This window comes from Burkholderia sp. 3C (assembly GCF_054589155.1).
Genome location: NZ_BAAILN010000001.1, coordinates 1 through 1,690, shown reverse-complemented (window position 1 = coordinate 1,690; position 1,690 = coordinate 1). Strand labels below are relative to the sequence as shown.

Sequence of the window (1,690 nt, the reverse complement as noted above, 5' to 3'; positions counted from 1 at the left end):
TGCGCCAGGACATCCAGAGCGGCCGGATCAAGACGGCCGGCCCGAACGCGGCCAAGGTCAAGCTGGTGCTGGAAGACGGCAAGACCTACCCGCTCGAAGGCAAGCTGCAATTCACCGATGTGACGGTCGACCAGACCACCGGTTCGGTCACGATCCGCGCGCTGTTCCCGAACCCGAACCGCGTGCTGCTGCCGGGCATGTTCGTGCGTGCACGCATCGAGGAAGGCTCGAACGACAACGCGTACCTGGTGCCGCAAGTCGGCGTCCAGCACGATCCGAAGGGCCAGCCGACGGCGCTGGTGGTCGGCTCGGACAACAAGGTGGCGTCGCGCGTGCTGACGACCTCGGGCACCTACGGTCAGAACTGGGTGGTCGAGGGCGGCCTGCAAACGGGCGACCGCGTGATCGTGCAGGGCGTGGGCAAGGTTCAGCCGGGCGCGACGGTCAAGCCGGTCGCGGCGCAATTGCCGCCCGACCCGAACGCGGCATCGGATGCGAGCGCTGCATCCGCGCCGGCATCCGGTGCATCCGGCGCATCAGCTCCCGCAGCTTCCGCATCGGGCGCGTCCGCAGCGAAGTAACAAGAGGTCCTAAATGGCAAAATTCTTTATTGATCGGCCAATTTTTGCGTGGGTGATTGCGATCGTGCTGATGCTCGTGGGCGTCGCATCGATCTTCACGCTGCCGATTTCGCAGTACCCGACGATCGCACCGCCCGCGGTGCAGATCACGTCGACGTACCCGGGTGCATCGGCGAAGACGGTCGAGGACACGGTCACGCAGGTGATCGAGCAGCAGATGAGCGGCCTCGACAACTTCCTGTACATGTCCTCGACGAGCGACGACTCGGGCACCTCCACGATCACCATCTCGTTCGCGCCGGGCACCAACCCGGACATCGCGCAGGTGCAGGTGCAGAACAAGCTGTCGCTCGCGACGCCGGTTCTGCCGCAGGTCGTGCAGCAGCTCGGCCTGAAGGTCACCAAGTCGAGCTCGAGCTACCTGTTGTGGATCGCGTTCAACTCGGAAGACGGCAGCATGGGCCGTAACGACCTGACGAACTACGTCGCGTCGCACGTGCTCGATCCGCTGAGCCGCCTGAACGGCGTCGGCCAGACGCTGCTGCTCGGCTCGCAATACGCGATGCGGATCTGGCTCGACCCGACCAAGCTGACCAACTACAGCCTGACGCCGGCGGACGTGTCCAGCGCCATCGCCGCGCAGAACGTGCAGATCGCGGGCGGCCAGATCGGCGGCACGCCGGCCAAGCCGGGCACCGTGCTGCAGGCGACCATCACCGAGCAGACCCTGCTGCAGACGCCGGAGCAGTTCGGCAAGATCCTGCTGAAGGTCAATCAGGATGGTTCGCAGGTTCGGCTGAAGGATGTCGCGCAGATCTACCTCGGCGCGGAAAACTACAACTACGACACGAAGTACATGGGCCAGCCGACCGCCGGCGTCGGTATCCAGCTTGCGACGGGCGCCAACGCGCTCGCCACGGCGGGTCTGATCAAGGCCAAGGTCACCGAGCTGTCGAAGTACTTCCCGCACGGGATGGTGGTGCACTACCCGTACGACACCACGCCGTTCGTGAAGCTGTCGATCGAGGAAGTGGTCAAGACGCTGCTGGAAGGCATCGTGCTGGTGTTCCTCGTGATGTATCTGTTCCTGCAGAACCTGCGGGCCACGA

2 protein-coding genes are annotated in these 1,690 nt (G+C 64.7%); both read left to right on the top strand.

The features are described from left to right. Positions 1-581 (top strand): efflux RND transporter periplasmic adaptor subunit (locus tag ACYP33_RS00010; RefSeq protein ID WP_459618855.1); only part of this gene is annotated, 581 nt, incomplete at its 5' end. A gap of 13 nt (positions 582-594) precedes the next feature. Continuing rightward, positions 595-1,690, top strand: a 1,096-nt coding sequence (locus ACYP33_RS00005) for an efflux RND transporter permease subunit (RefSeq protein ID WP_459618854.1), incomplete at its 3' end; no start/stop codon positions are given.